At 75.8% G+C, this 15,830-nt stretch carries 8 protein-coding genes; 1 reads left to right on the forward strand and 7 read right to left on the reverse strand.

The window, feature by feature from the left end:
• Window positions 1-13: 13 nt before the first annotated feature.
• From Vau01_RS19285 to Vau01_RS19310, 6 genes are read right to left on the reverse strand one after another with little or no spacing between them, the layout of a single operon-like run.
• On the reverse strand, window positions 14-4,093 hold the full coding sequence (locus Vau01_RS19285; RefSeq protein WP_203994583.1) for a non-ribosomal peptide synthetase: 4,080 nt from the start codon (window positions 4,091-4,093) through the stop codon (window positions 14-16).
• The gene (locus Vau01_RS19290) at window positions 4,083-5,126 is read right to left on the reverse strand and encodes an LLM class F420-dependent oxidoreductase (protein WP_203994591.1); all 1,044 of its coding nucleotides are present in this window, start codon (window positions 5,124-5,126) and stop codon (window positions 4,083-4,085) included. Before Vau01_RS19290 ends, Vau01_RS19285 begins: the two co-directional genes overlap by 11 nt.
• The gene (locus tag Vau01_RS19295) at window positions 5,105-5,839 is read right to left on the reverse strand and encodes a thioesterase II family protein (protein WP_203994592.1); all 735 of its coding nucleotides are present in this window, start codon (window positions 5,837-5,839) and stop codon (window positions 5,105-5,107) included. Before Vau01_RS19295 ends, Vau01_RS19290 begins: the two co-directional genes overlap by 22 nt.
• Window positions 5,836-11,007 carry a non-ribosomal peptide synthetase gene (locus Vau01_RS19300; protein ID WP_203994594.1) on the reverse strand — a complete coding sequence of 1,724 codons (5,172 nt, stop codon included), beginning with the start codon at window positions 11,005-11,007 and terminating at the stop codon, window positions 5,836-5,838. Before Vau01_RS19300 ends, Vau01_RS19295 begins: the two co-directional genes overlap by 4 nt.
• Window positions 11,004-11,522 carry an acyl carrier protein gene (locus Vau01_RS64640; RefSeq protein ID WP_203994596.1) on the reverse strand — a complete coding sequence of 173 codons (519 nt, stop codon included), beginning with the start codon at window positions 11,520-11,522 and terminating at the stop codon, window positions 11,004-11,006. The genes Vau01_RS19300 and Vau01_RS64640 overlap by 4 nt, the downstream gene beginning before the upstream one ends.
• Window positions 11,523-11,558: 36 nt before the next feature.
• Window positions 11,559-14,396 carry an AfsR/SARP family transcriptional regulator gene (locus Vau01_RS19310; protein ID WP_203994598.1) on the reverse strand — a complete coding sequence of 946 codons (2,838 nt, stop codon included), beginning with the start codon at window positions 14,394-14,396 and terminating at the stop codon, window positions 11,559-11,561.
• A gap of 33 nt (window positions 14,397-14,429) precedes the next feature.
• Between Vau01_RS19310 and Vau01_RS19315 the strand changes: the two genes are divergently transcribed.
• The gene (locus Vau01_RS19315; protein WP_203994600.1) at window positions 14,430-15,080 is read left to right on the forward strand and encodes a hypothetical protein; all 651 of its coding nucleotides are present in this window, start codon (window positions 14,430-14,432) and stop codon (window positions 15,078-15,080) included.
• Here the strand turns inward: Vau01_RS19315 and Vau01_RS19320 are convergent.
• Window positions 14,979-15,818, reverse strand: a complete 840-nt coding sequence (locus tag Vau01_RS19320; RefSeq protein ID WP_203994602.1) for a MerR family transcriptional regulator — start codon at window positions 15,816-15,818, stop codon at window positions 14,979-14,981. The two genes, Vau01_RS19315 and Vau01_RS19320, sit on opposite strands and share 102 nt — an antisense overlap.
• Window positions 15,819-15,830 lie beyond the last annotated feature (12 nt).

Raw genomic sequence — 15,830 nt, forward strand, 5'->3', positions numbered from 1 at the left:
CGACCGTACCGGATCAGGGACCGGCCCGGCGGCGCCCCGCCGGGACGGGGAGCACGCCGGTGGCGACGGCCGTCGCGAGGTAGCGGCGCATGAGCGCCTCGTCCACCGGCGGGCAGTCCGACCCGGACCGTCCGATGTGGACGGCCGGGACGTCGGCGGAGGCGGCGGTCAGCGGGATCGCGACGGCGGCATGGTCGGGATGGCGCAGCGCGACCCCGGCCCACTCGTCGGCGGGCAGCCGCGGCAGGTCGAACCCGTACCCGGCCACCCAGTCGACGACGTCGCGCAGGCTGGTCGGCCTGGTCGGGAGCAACGTGGCCACCGGCGCGTCGGCGGCGGCGCCCCGGGTCCGCGACAGCGACACGAGGGTGCGGGCGACCCAGTCGACCGGGGTCCACGGCTCGGCGACCCGCAGGTCGGGCAGCGTCGACAGGTCGACCGCGGCGCGGAGCACCCGCCAGATGAGGTCGTCGGGGTTGACCGCGGTGCCGTCGCCGGGTCCGACGACCCGGCCGAGCCGGTAGATGGCCACCGGCAGCCCGCGCCGGCCGGCCTCCGTCACCAGCCGTTCGGCGATCTCCTTGCTGTGCGCGTAACCCGGGCCGCGGAGACCGGTCCGGCCCGCGACGGCGACCGTCGAGACGTGGTGCACGGCGGCCGGCCGGCCGGTGGCGGCCAGGCGCAGGATCTCCCGGGTCGCGAGGACGTTCGCGGCCCGGGCGCTGTCGTACCCCACGGCGAGGCTGACGTTCGCGGCGGCGTGGTAGACGGCGTCGACGTCGGCGGCGAGCCTGTCGAACGCGGCCGGGTCGAGGTCGAACCGCGGCCGTCCGAGGTCGGCGGGAACGGGGTGGACGCGGGCCGCCAGTCCCGGAACGTCGGGGGTGCCGGCCGCCGTCAGTGCGCGGGTGATCCGGTCGGCCGCGACGGCGGGGTCGTCGGCGCGGACCGGGCACACGACCCGGACGTCGGTCGTGGTCAGCAGTTCGCGCAGCAGGTACCGGCCGACGAAGCCGGTCGCGCCGGTGAGCAGGACGGTCCGGGCGGCGGCCGCCGTGCGGGCGGGGCCCGGGCCGGGGCGGATGTCGGGCGGGAGAACGGCGTCCCGCAAGGCCGGGTCGTGGCCTTCCGGTACCCGGGCGCCGGCCAGGGCGTGGGCCAGTCCCGCCACCGTCGGGTGCTCGAACACCGTCCCGACGGTGATCTCGCGGCCGAGAACGGCGGCCAGCCGGTTGGCGATCTGGATGGTCTGCAACGACCGGCCACCGACGTCGAAGAAGTCGTCGTCGACGGACGCCGGCGCGGTGCCGAGCACGGCCGTCCACGCGTCGAGAACGACCCGTTCGATGCCGTCCGCGGCGACGGCGCGAGGCCCGGTGTCCCGCTCCCGCAGCGCCGCGCGGTCGACCTTGTTGTTGGCCGTCCGCGGGATCGCCGGCACGGCGACGAACGTCGACGGAATCATCACCGCGGGGAGGACCGCGCCGAGTCGCGCCGGCAGGTCCGCCGCAACGGGCCCGGCGGTCACGATGTACGCCACCAGTCGTACCGTGCCCGTCGCGGTGGGGACGGCGACGACGGCCGCGTCGCGGATCGACGGATGGTCGAGCAGCGCCGACTCGATCTCCGCCGGATCGACCCGGTGACCGCTGATCTTCAACTCGTCGTCGCGGCGGCCGACGAACACGAGTTGGCCGTCGGCGCGTCGCCGGACCAGATCGCCGGTCCGGTAGGCGCGGACCCCGTCCAGCGTGACGAACCGCCGTGCCGTCAGGTCCGGCCGGTTCAGGTAGCCGTCGGCGAGGGTGGGGCCGGCCAGGTACAGCTCGCCGTCGATGACCGCGGCCCGCACTCCGGCCAACGGCAGCCCGATCGGCACGTCGGTGTCGGCCGGGGTCAGGTCGGCGGCGGTCGCCACCACCGTGGCCTCCGTCGGGCCGTAGGAGTTGATGAGCCGTACCGTCGCCGGCCACCGGGCGACGCGGGCCGGTGCGGCCGCCTCGCCGCCGATGATCACCGTGCGGATGCCGGCCGGCAGCGTCGCGCCGCCGCCCACCAGGTAGGCGACCTCGTGCCAGTACGCGGTCGGCAGGTCGAGCACGGTCACGCCGGCGTCCGCGCAGCCGGACAGCAGGCGGGGCACCGATTCCAGCATGGCCGGCGTCCGGATCACCAGTGTCGCGCCGGCGCACAGCGTCACGAACAGTTCCTCGACGCTCGCGTCGAAGTGCAGCGGAGCGAACTGCAGGACGCGGTCGTCGGCGGTGATTCCGTACCGGGCCGTGGCGGCGGCCACGAAGTGTGCCAGCGCGGCGGCGCCGACCACCACGCCCTTCGGCCGCCCGGCCGAGCCCGAGGTATAGGAGACATAGGCAACGGTGGCCGGTGTGGTCGCGGCCGTGTCCGGGCCGTCGGCACCATTTATGGGACGCACAACCGCCCGGTCGCCGTACGCCACCGCTTCGCCCGGCAACGCCACCACCACCGCCGGGTCGGCGTCGTCGAGCACGGCCCGTACCCGCTCGGCGGGACCGTGCGGGTCGACGGCGACGTACGGCGCGCCCGCGTACAACGCGCCCAGGATCGCCACGACGGCGTCGACCCCCGGTGCCAGCGCGACCGCGACCGGCCGGTCCGGGCCGGCACCGTGTCGGATCAGCCGGGCGGCGGTCGCCAGCGCCGCGGTGTGTAGCTCACCGTAGCCGACCGTCCGTCCATCGTGGACGATCGCGGTCCGGTCGGGCCGGCGCCGCGCGTGCCCGGCGATCAGCCGGGTGACCGGTGCGGCCGGCGCCGGCAACGGGCCGCCGTCGATCCACTCGACGCGTCCGGCCGCCCGCTCCGGCACGGTCACCGGAAGGACGGAGACCGGCCGGTCCGGCGCGTCGAGCGCGCCGGCCAGCGCCGCGACGTAGGCGTCGGCGAGGGAGCGCGCGGTCGCCTCCTCGAACAGGTCGGTGGCGTACTCGAGCCGGCCGCGCACCGTGCCGCCGGCCAGGCTCAGGTCGAGGGCGAGGTCGGACATCACCGTCCCGGTGTGGATCTGGCCGCTGATGTCCGACGGCACCAGGTTGAACCCGACCTGGCACTGCGGCGTGCGGCCGGGGACGTCCTGGTGGTCGAGCGTCGCCGCGACGGCGTCGCGGACCTGCCGCGTCAACTCGCCGAACGACGGATCGGCGGCCAGGTCGGTGCGCACGACCGCGGTGTGCACGAACATGCCGATGAGCCCGGTCAGCTCGGGCAGGGTCCGGCCGCCGAGCGGAACGCCGACGTGGACGTCGGTCCGCCCGGCCCACCGGGCGAGCAGCACGTGGAACGCGGCCAGCATGGTCATGAACGGCGTGACGCCGGTCCGCTTCGACCACGCCACGATCCGGGCGGTCAGCTCCGCCGGAACCGTGAACGGGTGGACCTCCCCCCGCGCGGTGGGCGTCGGCGGGCGCGGCCGGTCGGTGGGCAGGCCGAGGTCGGCCGGCAACCGGGCCAGCGTCCGGTCCTGGCGCGCCTGTTCCGCGGCGATCCGCGCCGGCGTCGACCGGTCGCGCTGCCAGACGGCGTGGTCGGCGCACTGGACGGGCAGCTCGGGCAGGTCGGGTTCGCGGCCCGCGCCCGCCGCGGCGTACACCTCCAGCAGTTCGCGGACGAGGATGTCCGACGACGCGCCGTCGAACACCGCGTGGTGGCACACGAACACGAGGCGCGCGTCGTCCCCGGCGAGCCGGACCAGCCGGGCCCGCCACAGCGGCGCCCGGTCGAGCGCGAAGGGCACCGTCGCCTCGGCCCGCGCCGCCCGGGCGAACGCCGCGTCCCGTTCGGTGGGTGGCGTCGACCGCAGGTCGGTCTCCGGGACCCGGACCGGGCCGGCGGGGTGCACGACCTGCACGACGCCCACGTCGCCGACGAACGACGTCCGGAGGGACTCGTGCCGGTCCACCAGCCGGGTCAGCGCCGCAGCCAACCGCTCGACGTCGCCGCCGTCCGGCACCGGCAGCCACATCGCGACGTTGTAGACCGGCAGCGAGGGCCGGAGGTGGTGCGCCAACCAGACGCGTTCCTGCGCGATCGACGCCGGGAAGACGTCAGAGGTCACCGGCCACCTCGGCGATCGCGCGCAACTGGGCCTGCCGGGCGGCCAGCGTCGGCGGGACCACACCGACGATCAGCGTCGTGACACCGGCGTCGCGGTACGCGGCGAGGCGTTCGCGGACGCGTTCGCGCGGGCCGCAGACCGTCATCGCGTCGACGAGGCCGTCGGACATCGCGGCGATCGCCTCGCCCTGGCGGCCGTCGAGGAACGCCTCCTGCATCTTTGTTGCCTCGGCCTCGAAGCCGAGCCGCGCGGCCAACTGGTTGTGGAAGTTGTGCTTCCGCGAGCCCATGCCGCCCAGGTACAGCGCCAGCATCGGGCGCATCATGTCGTAGGCGACGTCGAGGTCGTCCTCGACGAGCACCATCACCATCGGCGCGACGTCGAAGCCGTCGAGGGTCCGGCCGGCCGCGGCGGCGCCGTCGGCGAGCAGGTCGCGGCACGCGGCGACGTGGCTCGGCGGGACGTTCAGCGGCAGCCAGCCGTCGGCGAGCTCGCCGGTGAGGCGCACCGCGTTCGGCCCGATCGTGGCCAGGTAGATCGGCAGCGGCCGCTGCACCGGCTCGACGGCGAGCGCCAGCTCCTTGCCCTCGCTGCCCGGCAGCGGCACGGTGAGCGTCGGGCCCGCGTACCGCACGGGCTTGCGCTCCAGGGCCATCCGCACCACCGCGACGTAGTCGCGGGCGTGGGCGAGGGGACGCGTGAACGGCAGCCCGTGCCACCCCTCCACCAGTTGCGGACCGGAGAAGCCCAGCCCGAGCCGGAACCGGCCGTTGGACAACTGGTCGATCGTCGCGGCCGTCATCGCCGCGGCGACCGGTCGGCGGGCCGGCATCTGCAGGATCGCGGTGCCGAGCCGGATGCGGCTGGTCTGCCCGGCCAGCCAGGCCATGATGCTCGCCGGATCGGTGCCGTACGTCTCGGCCGCCCACGCCGAGTGGTAGCCCAGCCGTTCCGCGTCGCGGACCAGCGTCAGGTGGTCGGCGGGCGACAGCCCGGCCGTCCCCCAGTAGCTCAGGCTGTAGCCGAGTCGCACCCGATCTCCTCCGCGATCACCCGGACCACCTCGGCCGGTGCGTCGTCGACCAGCCAGTGCGACGCGTTGAGTTCCCGCAGCGCCGGCCGCGTGGTCGTGTGGCGGCGCCAGCCGAGCAGCGCGCCGCGGGTCAGCGACCGGTCGTGCCGTCCATAGAGGACGGTCACCGGTGCGTCGACCGGCGCGGCCGGTGCGTGCCGGTAGCCGGCGAGCATGGCGAAGTCCGCGCGCAGCGCGGGTTCCAGCGCCGGGTACAGGTCGGTGTGCCCGGCCAGCTCCGCGGGGATGCCGCCGGCCGCGACCAGCCGGTCCCAGAAGAGCGCCGACGGCAGCGCGTGCAGCCGCCGCGGCACGACCGCGACGTCCGGCGCCGCGAACGACCCGACGACCAACCGGGCCGGCACGGCAGCGGCGTGCCGGGCCACCAGGTAGGCGAGCAGGGCGCCGCTGCAGTACCCGAACAGCGCGTAGGGGCGGGGAACGGCGGCCAGCGCCGCCGCGAGGTCGTCGACGAGGCCGTCGAGGTCGGTGCGGGGGTCCTCGGCGAGCCGGGCCTGGCGGCCGGGGAGGTTCACCGCCCACGGCTCGACGTGCGGCGGGAACATCGGCGCGAGCGTCGCCAGCGACGCGGGGCCGCCGCCCGCGTGCGGGAACGCGACGACGCGGACGTCACCGGCGCCGTCCTTCCGCAGCGGCACGTACCAGTCCGTCATGCCAGTGCCGCCGCGAGTTGGGACGGCGTGGGGTGGGTGAACACCGCGCGCACGCCGACCGGGTGGCCGGTGACCTCCTCGATCCGGCCGGCGAGGCGCGCGGCGAGGATCGAGTGTCCACCGTGGAGGAAGAAGTTGTCGTGCGGCCCGACGTCCGGGCGCCGCAACGCGTCCCGCCACAGGCCGGTCAGGGTGGCGACGAGCTCACCGTCCACTGTGGACGGCGCGGCGACCGGGACGGGGTCGTCGGCGACGTGGACCAGTGCCTGCCGGTCGACCTTGCCGTTGGGCGTGGTCGGCAGGCGGTCGACCACGGTGATGCCGGCCGGCACCGCCGCCGCGGGCAGCGTCTCCCGGGCGTGCGCCCACAGCGCGTCCCGCAACGACGTCGTCGGCGCACCCGGCGTCGACGCACCCGGCGTCGTCGCACCCGGCCGCGGCTGCACGTGGGCGACGAGCCGGCCGTCGACCTGCGGGTCGCCGACGAGCGTCACCGCGGCGAGCGCGACGTCCGGGTGGGTGTGCAGCACCGCCTCCACCTCGTCGAGCTCGATGCGGTGGCCGCGCAGCTTGACCTGCCGGTCGGTGCGGCCGGCGAGGACCAGGACACCGTCGTGCCCGAGCGTCGCCACGTCGCCGGTGCGGTAGAAGCGGCCGTACCGCGGGTCGACGCCGAACCGGTCGGCGGTGAGGTCGGGCCGGCGCGGGTAGCCGGCGCTCACCCCGTCGCCGGCGATACACAGCTCACCGGGCAGCCCGGGGGGCAGGTGCCGGCCGGCCGGATCGGTGACGAACACCCGCGTGTTCGCGAGCGGAACGCCCACGGGCACCGGGTCGGCCGGGTCGGTGTCGAGGCGGGCGGCCGTCGACCAGATGGTGGTCTCGGTCGGCCCGTACACGTTGTGGAGCGTCCCGCCAAGCGCCCGGAGCCGGGCCGCCAGCGCCGCCGGCAGCGGCTCGCCGCCGCACAGCAGCACCCGGCCGGCGAGTTCGTCGGTGGCCTCCGGCGCGACGATCCGCCATGCGGTCGGCGTCGCCTGCACCAGCGACACGTCGGCGGCCCGCACGAGGTCGAGCAGCGCGCGCGGCTTGAGCAGCGCGTCGTCGGGTGCGACGACGAGCGTTCCGCCGGTGGCCAGCGGCAGCAGCAGTTCCAGGGCGGAGATGTCGAACGTGAACGCGGTCGACCACAGCACGGCGCGGGCGCTGCCGGCGGGGAGCCGGTCGGCGAAGTCGAACACGAGGTTGGCGAGGTTGCGGTGGCTGACCTCGACCGCCTTCGGCTGCCCGGTGGAGCCGGAGGTGAAGATGACGTACGCGGCCGAATCCGGGTCGACGACGAGGTCCGGCGCGGCGCCGTCCACAGTGGACACCGGCACCGCCGACATCGGTACCGCCGGGATCCCGGCCCAGGGAGCGGATTCGGCGAGGACGAGCGTCGCGCCGGCCTCCCGCACCTGGAAGGCGAGGCGGGTCGACGGCTGATCGGCCGATAACGGCAGGTAGACCGCGCCCGCCGCCCAGACGCCGAGCACCGCCGCGGCCAGGTCGGCCGAGCGGCGCAGGCCGAGCGCCACCACGTCGCCGGGGGACACGCCGTGCGCGCGCAGGAGGTCACGCACCGCCGCGGCCCGCGCGGTGAGTCCGCCGTAGGTGGTCAGGCGATCGCTGTCGTCGACGGCAGTTCGGGCCGGATCGACCGCGAAGACGCGCTCGACGACGGTCGCCGGGGAGCGCCACGCGCGGTCGGTGGCGTTGACCCGGGCCAGCACCGCCGCGTCGTCGGCCGACGCCAGCGGCAGGTCGGCCACCGGCCGGGACGGGTCGGCGGCGGCCCGCACGAGCAGCGCCTGCATCCGCGCGACGAACGCGGCCACGTCGGCCTCGCCCTGCACCTCGGTGCTGTGCCAGCAGCGCAGCGTGAACCGGTCGGGCTCGGGCACCGCGACCACCTGCAGGTCGATACGGCTGCGGTCGAACAGGTCCTCGATGTAGTCGGGCACCTCACCGCAGATGCGGATGCCCTCGTCGCTCCAGGGGCGGTAGTTGAACATGTGCCGGAACAGCGGCACCCGCCAGTCGCCGGTGCCGTGGCCGCGCTCGGTCAGCACCCGCTCGACCGTCGCGTCGGCGTGCTCGACCCCGGCGAGGAACGTGTCGCCGACCAGCCGCACCAGGTCGGCGAAGCCCGCGTCGGGGTCGACCCGCACCCGCAGCGGCAGCGTGCTGACGCCGTACCCGACGTGCCGCGCCGTGGCCGGCCGCCGCGTGCCGACCGGTACCCCGAAGACCAGATCGGGCCCGGCGCCGTGCCGCTGCAACGTGAGGCAGAACGCGGCCATCAGCACCACGTTGTCGGTGACGCGCAGCCGCTGCCGCAGCCCGGCGAGCGCCTCCCGCGCGTCGGCGGTCATCGGCCAACTGCAGGTGTGCCCGGCGAACGTCGGGCGGTCCGGCGCCGGTCGGCTGCCCGGAAGCACCATCGCCGCCGGGTCGGCGCCGCGCAGGTGGCCGAGCCAGTACCGCACCGACTCCGGGTCGGGCTCCGGTTCCCCGAGGTGCGGCTCCTCGCCGGCGATCGCGTCGGGCACCCGGCCGGTGGCGGCGATCCCGTCGTAGGCGACGCCGAGGTCCTCGACCAGCAACTGGATCGACGGCGCGTCGACGACGATGTGGTGCGCGGCGAGCGCGACGACGCTGGACCCGTCGGGCAACGTGAAGTGGCCGGCCCGGAACAGCAGGTCGCGGTCGAGGTCGAACGGCGTGTGCTGGAACTCCTGCAGGTCGGCGACCAGCCGCTCCGGGGTGGTGGTGCGGGTCGCCACGGTGACCGTCGCGTCTTCCTGCGCGGTGAGGTGCCGCACCGGAACACCGTCGACGGCGGGGAAGCGCAGCCGCAGCGCCGGGTGCCGCCGCACGAGGTGGGCCACCGCCGTCTGCAACGGGTACCAGCGCAGCGGCCGGGCGGTGCGGAACGCGATCCCGATGTTCGACACGCCGCTCTCCGGCGCCAGCTGCTCCAGCACCCAGAACGCGTGCTCGGTGCGCCCGAGCGGACGCAGCGGGCCGGCCGGCGCCGGCAACCAGTCCACCGTGGACACCTCGGGCGACGGGGCGGACACGGACGACCGGGCATCCCGCGGGGCCGCCGGACCGCGGTCGGGCACCACCCAGTGCCGGCGCGGTCGCAGCGGATGGCCGGGCACGACGACCCGTTGCAGCGCGTGGTCCGGTTCCACCGCCGCCCAGTCGACCTCGACCCCGGCCACCCACAGGCGGGCGAGCGTGTCCATGAGGTCGCGCCAGGCCGGGTCGCCGTCGACGACCACGGTTCCGGGCGCCGGGTCGACGGCGGGCGGCACCGGCTGGCCGGGCACCTGGTACATGGCCTCGACGTACATGGCGTCGACGTACCGGACGGCCTCGTCGAGGTCGAGGTCACCGGTGACGGCGGCCCCGGCGACCGGTCCGGCGCCGGTTCCGGTGACGGCCACCGGCCCGGCCAGCCAGGTCCGCCAGAGCATGCCGAGTGCGTACTGCGCGACGAACCGCCGCAGGCCCGGGTGACCGGGGTCGAGGCCGAGCCGTTCGAGCGCGTCCAGAGCCACGTCGGCGTGGACGGTGAGGGTGGGCTCGACGCCGTACAGGGTGGGCAGGGCCGGCGGCGGCCCGTCGGGGAAGTGCAGGACGGCGCCGGCGGCGGTTCCGGTGGGGACGATCGGCGAGCGGACGCGCGTCGTGGCGTCGGCGGCGTCGGCGCAGACGGCGGCGCGGCGGACCGGGTGCGCCGTCCGTCCCCGCTGGAGGGTGGCGACGGCGTCGGCGAACACCGGCTCGGGGCAGCCGGCGAAGAAGCGGGCGAGGGCGGCCCCGGTGGCGTCCACGGCCCCGTCGTCGACCGCCGACCAGACGACGACGCGGTCGCGGGCGGGCGTCCCGGCGAGCAGCGGCGGCAACCCGTCCTCGACCGCCAGCGCCGTACTCGTTCCGCCGTCGACCGCGTGCACCAACGACCGCCGGGCACCCCCGGTGCGCCCGAGGCGGAACGGGCTTTCGCGGAGGGCGGGGTTCGGCGGGCCGACGCCGGGCGTCCCCGGGCCGGATCCGTGGTGCGGGCCGAGGACCGTCGCCAGCAGGCCGGCGATGCCGCCGGCCGGGCCGAGGTCGCCGACCACCGACCGCACCGACGCCAGTGCCACCGACCCGGCCGGGGGCACGCCGCCGGCGAGGGCGAACGCGTCGGTCAGCGCGGCGACCTCGGCCGCGTCGCCGGCCGGTGACGCGGCGCCGTGTGCCTCCACAGTGGACAGTTCGGCCGGACTCCAGCCCGCGACCGCCAGCGCCTCGGCGACGACCGGCGCCGCGTCGCCGTGCCCGCTGGCGCCGGCCGCCACCACGGCCAGTATCCGGTCGCCGTCGGACACGGCGTCGGTCAACCGTTTCAGCACCACGACGCCGACACCGCTACCCGGCACCGCCCCGGCCGCCGCCGCCTCGAACGGGCGGGTGCGGCCGTCCGGCGGCCGGCCACCACCGGGCGTCCAGCGGTAGCCGTGGCCGTCGGGCAACTCGACGTGCACGCCGCCGGCGACCGCGACGTCGCACGTGCCGGCCTGGATCGCCTGCGCCGCCTGGAGAACCGCGAGCAGCGAACACGACGACACGGTGACGGCCGGCCCGCGCAGGCCCAGCCGGCCGGCCACGAACGACGCGGCGGCGGGCTCGGCGCGGGCGTCGGCCGAGGTCTCGAAGCCGTCGGCGAGCAGGTGCAGCCCGCGGTAGCGGCCCGGCCGGGCGGCGGCGAACACGCCCGTGCCGGCGGCGAGCGCGGTGACGTCGTAGCCGGCGTGCTCGATCGCGGTGCGCGCGGCGGTGACGAGCAGGCGCAGTTGCGGGTCGCAGCGGTCGGCGTCCACATCGGACAGTCCGAAGAACGCGGCGTCGAACCGGTCGAGGTCCGGTGGGCGGAGCACGGCCCGCACGTAGTCGGGGTCGGCGAGGTCGTCGGCGCTGACGCCGGCGGCCAGGAGATCGGCGTCGGAGGGGACGGTGACCGCGTCGGTGCCGCTCGCCAGCAGGCGCCGGAACGCGTCGAGGTCGGCGGCGCCGGGGAACCGGCACGCCGCACCGATGACGGCGACGGCGTTGCCGGGGGAGCCGTCGGTCACCGGGTACCGCCGCCCGGCGCCGAATCGCGACGGATGCGCTCCCGGATCTCGCGCCGCGACAGGGCGGCCCGACCGGCGGCGCCGTGGGCACCGGGGGCACCGGGGGCACCGGGGGTGCCGAGGGCGGCGGGGGCACCGGCCTCGCGGGCGGCGGGGGCACCGGCCTCGCGGGCGGCACGGCGGACGGGAGTGGTGGCACCCGCCCCGGGAACCGGGTCTTGCGGTTCGGCGGCGGCCGGGTGGGCGTCATCGATGGTTTTTCCGGAACGGGTGGCCTCGTCGGCCGCGCGGCGCGCGACCACCGCGGTGGCCGTGGCCCGCAGCGTGGGCCGGCGGAACAGCGCCATGACCGGAAGGGTGACGCCGAGCCGGCGCGTCAGCAGCGTGTGGAGCTTGGTGACGGCGAGCGAGTCGAGCCCGGCGGTGAAGTAGTTCTCGTCGGGGTCGACGGGGTGACCGACGATCTCGCGGACCAGCGCGTCGAGTTGCCGGAGAACCTCATCATCGTTGTGCACGCACCGCTCCGATCGAGGTTACCGTCACCGCGCCGGTCACTGTAATCGAGAATCGTGCGCCAGATATCGATCTTCCACCGGCCTTCCACGGGCGACCTTCTCGCGCAACTCCTCCACGCCGACGTGGCCGAGTTCGTCGGCGATCGCGAGCGCCTGCCGCCACGCGGTGACGGCCGCGCCGGGGTCGCCGGCGGCGGAGTGCGCGTCGCCGAGGCGGCCCAGCGAATCGGCCTCGCCGAGCCGGTCGCCGAGTTCCTGGAACAGCTCGACGGCCCGCCGGAAGCAGTGCACCGACCGCCCGTGGTCGCCCAGCCGGTGATGGTTGAAACCGAGGCTGTCCCAGGTGTGCGCCTGGCTGTTGCGGTGCCCCAGTTTCTCCTGCAACGTCAGCGCCCGCTCGCAGTGGTCGAGGCTCTCGGCGTGCTCGCCGAGCAGGGCCAGGTACCAGCCGACCACGTTGAGACTCCGGGCCACGCCCACCTCGTTGCCGGCCTCCCGGTACAGGGCGAGGGCCTGGCGGCCGTGGTCGAGCGCGTCGCGGTAACGGCCGGCGCGCTCGTGCAGGAAGCACAGGTTGCGGTGGGTGTTCGCCTGGCCGACCGGGTCGCCGGTGCGGCGGTACAGCTCCATCGCCTGGTGCAGGTGCGGCTCGGCGTCGGACATCCGGTCGAGGTAGAAGTAGGCGCGGGCGAGGCTTCGGTGGCCGTGGGCCTGTCCGGAGTCGTCGCCGGCCCGTTCCGCCGCGACGATTCCGGTTCGCTGCACGGTGACCCAGTCCTGCCAGTGGCCGCGCAGGTCGAAGAACGGCATCGTGGTCCACGCCAGCCGGCAGGCGTGGGTGTCCAGCCCGGCCGCCACGGCGAGGTCGACGACCGCGAGCAGCGCCGCGTGCTCGGCGGTGAACCACTCCACGGCGGCGGGGACGTCGGGCACCGCGTCGGGCGTGACCCGCGGACCGGCGGGCGGCATGTCGAACCGGTCGCGGCTGGACGGCGGCAGCAGCGGCGCCGCGTAGCTGGTGTGCAGGTAGTACTCCACGAGCCGTTCGACCGCGTCGGGCTCGTCGCCGGCGAGCTCGGCCGCGTAGGCCCGGAGGAGGTCGTGGCAGCGGAACCGGTTGTGGGCGACCTCCGTGAGCAGGTGGGCGCCGACGAGGTCGTCGAGCAGTTGCCGCGCCTGCGCGGGCGGCAGGCCGGCCAGGCTGGCCGCCGCGTTGAGCCCGATGTCGGCCGCGACGTGCAGCCCCAGCAGGCGGAACAGCCGGGCGGCCGCCGGCCGCAACGCGCGGTACGACCAGGAGAACACGGTGCGGACGTCGGTGCCCGGGTCGCCGGACTCGAACGGGCGCAGGCTCCGGCCCGCCTCGCGCAGGTCGGCGGCGAGCCCGGCCAGCGGCACCGTCGGCCGGGTCGCGGCGCGCGCGGCGACCACCGCGAACGCCAACGGGAGACCGGCGCACGCGGCCACGATCTCCTCGACCGCCCGCGGTTCGGCGGCGATCCGGGCCTGGCCGAGCCGGGTGGCGAGCATCCGGTGCGACTCGGCCGGGCCGAGCAGGCCGAGCGCCAGCGGGTGCGCGCCCTGGCCCGCGATCAGCCCGGTGAGCTGGTTGCGGCTGGTCACCAGGACCCGGCAACCGGGTGACGCGGGCAGCAGCGGCCGGATCTGGTCGGCGTCGCGGGCGTTGTCGAGCACCACCAGCATCCGCCGGTCGGCGAGCAGGCTGCGGTACAGGCCGACCTGCGCGACCTCCGTGGCGGGGACGCGGTTCGCGGGCACCTGCAGCGCGTCGAGGAACAGCCGGAGCGCCTCCGACGGGCTCATCGCGGTGCCGGCCGGGTCGAACCCGCGTAGGTCGACGTACAGCTGGCCGTCGGGGCACCGGTCGCGCTCGGCGTGCGCCAGCCGGATCGCGAACGTCGTCTTGCCGACCCCGGCCGGCCCGGTGACCAGCAGCGCCGTGCCCGACGCCAGCTCGGTGCGGGCCTCGGCCAGCTCGGCGTCGCGGCCGACGAACCGCCGCAACTCGGGCGGCAGCATGCGCGGGACGACGGGGGCCAGCGCCGGTGCGGCCTGTCGCGGCGGGGCGATCGGCTCGCGCCGGAGGATGCGGCGCTGGAGTTCCCGGAGCGCGGGATCGTCGATGCCGCGGCGGGCGAGCAGGGTCAGGCCCTCGCGGCAGATCTCGGCCGCCTCGTCGACGCGCTGGTCGGCGTAGAGGGCGAGGACGAGCAGCCGCCGCAGGCCCTCGTCGTAGGGTGCCTCGGCGACGGCGCCGAGCAGGTCGCCGACCACCTCGGCGTTGCGGCCGAGGGAGTGCAGGGCCTCGGCGCGGTCGCGGCGGGCCGAGCGGCGCAGCGCGTCGAGGCGGGCCGACTCGGCGAGCGCGAACGGACGGTCGGCGAGGTCGGCGAACGCCGGGCCGCGCCACATCGCGAGCGCGGCACCGATCTCCGCGGCGCCCTTCTCGGGGTTGTCGCCCGCCGCCAGGATTCCGCGGCCCTCGGCGTACCGCTGCTCGAACTCGTACGCGTCGACCCGCTCGGGCGGCAGGTCGAGCCGGTACCCGAGCCGCGGCCCGGACCCGACGGTGGCGACGATGCTCGGCGCCGACCGGTCGGCGTCGAGGGCGCGGCGCAGGTGCGAGAGGTGGCTGCGCAGCGTGGTGCGGGCGCCGTTCGGCGCCTCGGCGCCCCAGAGCAGTTCGACCAGCCGGTCGGCGGGCACGTGGCGGGACTTCTCCACGAGGAGGATCGACAGGAGCGAGGCGAGGCCCGGCCCGAGGCGGACGGGACGGCCGGCCCGCCGCACGTCGAGCGGCCCGAGAACGGCGACCGTCAGGTCCATGCCGGTGCCCCCTTCACCAAAGGGCATGCCTATCACGTCCATGTGACATTGAATGATCGGGTGACCGTTCATGACCTTGCCCGCGCCCTGCCGGAGATCCCGGCGCTGCGAGAGCGGTGCCGGGCGTACGCGATGCTCGACGCGATCCTGTGTCCGGAATGGGAGGACCGGTACTACTCGTTCGACGCGAAGTGGTCGGCGGGCGAGGAGATGGCGTCGATGCGCACCGGCACCGGCGACCTCTGGTCGATCGTGTTCTCCGCGGCCGGCGCGTTCGTGCGCGGGTTCGACCACGAGGCGCCGATGAGCCCGGCCGGCAACGGCGGCCGGCTGTGGCCGGGCCTGGTGGAGAGCGTGCCGCCCGAGTTCGCCGACAGCGTCGACGAACCCGCGTTCAGCTACGACGGCGTTCTCGAGGCGACGGTGTGCCTGTGGCGGCGCACCGGCGACGACCGCTGGCAGGCCGGCGACATCGAGTTCCCGCCCGGCGACGACCCGGACGGCGCGACCAACCTCTTCGAGACCCTGGTGGACGGGTCGTACCACGAGTTCGCGGAGGACTACTACGAGCGGCCGGTGGACGCCGACGCGGTCCGCGCGATCCTCGACCTACGCCCGTTGACCACCGACCTGGTGAAGCGGCTCAACCCCGACCTGGCCCTGGTCGACCTGGCCGCCGACCTCGCCGAGATCGGGTACCCCCGCCAGTAGACCGGCGCGCTCCAGGTACATGAACAGCGCCGCCGTCGCGCGGGTGCGGCGGATGCTGGCCTCGCCCAGTTCGCGGAGGCGGAACGTCAGCGCGGTGCGGGTGCGGGCCGGGTCGCCGGCGACCATCGCGGCGATGACCTCGCCCACGGCGGCGACGGGGTAGCCGGCGCGCCGCAGCAGCACGATGAGCCGGGCCCGGGTCAGCTGGGTCTGATCGTAGGTGCGGTACCCCGTCGCCCGGTCCCGGGCGGGTGCGAGCAGGCCGCGCCGCTCCCACAACCGCAGCGCCGACGGGCGCGCGCCGGCCGCGGCGGCGGCGTCGGCGATGTGCAGCGGACGGTCGACGCGGAAGCGTTCGGGGAGGTCGCCGTCGAGCGCCCGCAGCATCGAGCGGACGTGGACGCGTTCCCGGTCGAGCTCGGCGTGGCTCCGGTCGACGTGGGCCAGCGCGCCGGCCGGATCGCCGTCGTGGTGGACGGTGCTCAGGATGGCGACGGCGGTCTGCCAGCCGTGGCCGCCGATGAGGACGCGGGCGGTCGCGAGCGCGTCGCCGTGGCGGGCGGTGAAGATCCGGTAGCCGTTCGGGGCGCGGTCGGCCGGCGGGAGGACGCCGAGCGTGACGTAGTTGCGGATCTGCTGCACCGACAGGCCGGCGGCCCGGGCTAGGTCGGTGATCCTTGGACCAGCATTGGAGGCTTTCTCCGCCCGTGCGGCCATTGTGTACTGATTCCTCCGCATAAACAGTGCAAT

It is taken from the genome of Virgisporangium aurantiacum (assembly GCF_016863635.1).
Classification (GTDB): Bacteria; Actinomycetota; Actinomycetes; order Mycobacteriales; family Micromonosporaceae; genus Virgisporangium; species Virgisporangium aurantiacum.

Coding starts and splice junctions, on each gene's coding strand:
- Vau01_RS19310 (WP_203994598.1), bottom strand. CDS start 14,396: ATGCCCTTTGGTGAAGGGGGCACCGGCATGGACCTGACGGTCGCCGTT.
- Vau01_RS19320 (WP_203994602.1), bottom strand. CDS start 15,818: ATGCGGAGGAATCAGTACACAATGGCCGCACGGGCGGAGAAAGCCTCC.
- Vau01_RS19295 (WP_203994592.1), bottom strand. CDS start 5,839: ATGACGGACTGGTACGTGCCGCTGCGGAAGGACGGCGCCGGTGACGTC.